The following is a 1,057-nucleotide window of genomic DNA, read 5'->3' on the forward strand; positions in this document are numbered from 1 at the left end:
CTGGATTTTCCAACGCTTTGCATTGATGTGCTTCTCCCCTGAATGTTCCGTATGGAATTTTTCTTTTTCCCTCTGCCATTTTGCAATGGCAGAATCATATTTACCCTCTTTATGTAATTGTTTTCGGTGGATAGAAGAACATTCCAACGAGCAGCAAACATTATCATTTGCAGGGGAAGCGTTAAATGGTTTCCCACATACGGGACAAATGCGTTGATGCTGCCGGTATTTGGATTCACATGCTTTGGAACAGAAATATTTATTTCTTCCTTTCAGTTTACCACATACAATACATTTATCAGACAAAATCGTTCACCTCACATTCAAGCGCTTTTGCAAGAGCAAGAGCATTTTTGAGAGTCATGTTTCCAATGTCAGAAGTATCATTTTCATATCTTTGAATTTGCCGAATATTTACACCAGATTTATCAGCCAGTTCCTGCTGGGTTATGCCTGACAAAGAGCGTTGATATAATAATTTGTTTATATTGTTGTTGTGACAGTCTTTTCCGTGGCTACTAATGGAGCAAGCACCGCACAGACCATCATTTCGTATACAATCTGGATATCTTTTCATTCTTCCCCTCCTTACCATACAAGATTTCCGTTTTCGATGTAATACCAGTCACTATCCCCGTAACACTCATTTAACAATTCTTCGCCCGTTAAGTTATGATCATTTGGCACTTCCTCATATCTAATTTCAATACCAAGTTCGTTTGCAGCTTCCTTCCTGTGATGTCCATCTGTGAGGATAAATAAATCGTTGCCATCAAGGTCTTGCATTCCTGCATCAATAATAGGAAGAGTAATATAATCATAGTCTTTAATTTCTTCAATCTTTGCTTCTACTAACTTGTAGTCTATATATCTCTGGCTGCTGATAATTTTCATAGTTAATATTTCCTTTCTTTTTATAAATTTATTATACGCTAATATTAGCGCATTGTCAATCATCAACAGAATAATACTAAAAATACGAAATAAATAAGTTTAAAAACTGAATAACTCGTGTTGCATTTCGTGTTGCATAGTATGGTATTATAATATAATTAAG

The 1,057-nt window shown here is 35.6% G+C and carries 3 protein-coding genes; 1 reads left to right on the plus strand and 2 read right to left on the minus strand.

Annotation, left to right across the window (positions count from 1 at the left end):
- On the plus strand, positions 1-217 hold a 217-nt coding region (locus tag FYJ45_RS31305; protein ID WP_235931069.1), incomplete at its 5' end, for a hypothetical protein.
- 81 nt (positions 218-298) lie between these two features.
- On the opposite strand, the gene FYJ45_RS29320 is transcribed toward FYJ45_RS31305, so the two are convergent.
- Together FYJ45_RS29320 and FYJ45_RS29325 are read right to left on the minus strand one after the other, a co-directional pair.
- Positions 299-577, minus strand: a complete 279-nt coding sequence (locus FYJ45_RS29320; protein WP_154468430.1) for a helix-turn-helix transcriptional regulator — start codon at positions 575-577, stop codon at positions 299-301.
- 11 nt (positions 578-588) lie between these two features.
- Complete coding sequence (locus tag FYJ45_RS29325; RefSeq protein ID WP_154468431.1) at positions 589-894, minus strand: ParB N-terminal domain-containing protein; 306 nt, start codon at positions 892-894, stop codon at positions 589-591.
- Between the last annotated feature and the right edge of the window lie 163 nt (positions 895-1,057).

It is taken from the genome of Eisenbergiella porci (assembly GCF_009696275.1).
Classification (GTDB): Bacteria; Bacillota; Clostridia; order Lachnospirales; family Lachnospiraceae; genus Eisenbergiella; species Eisenbergiella porci.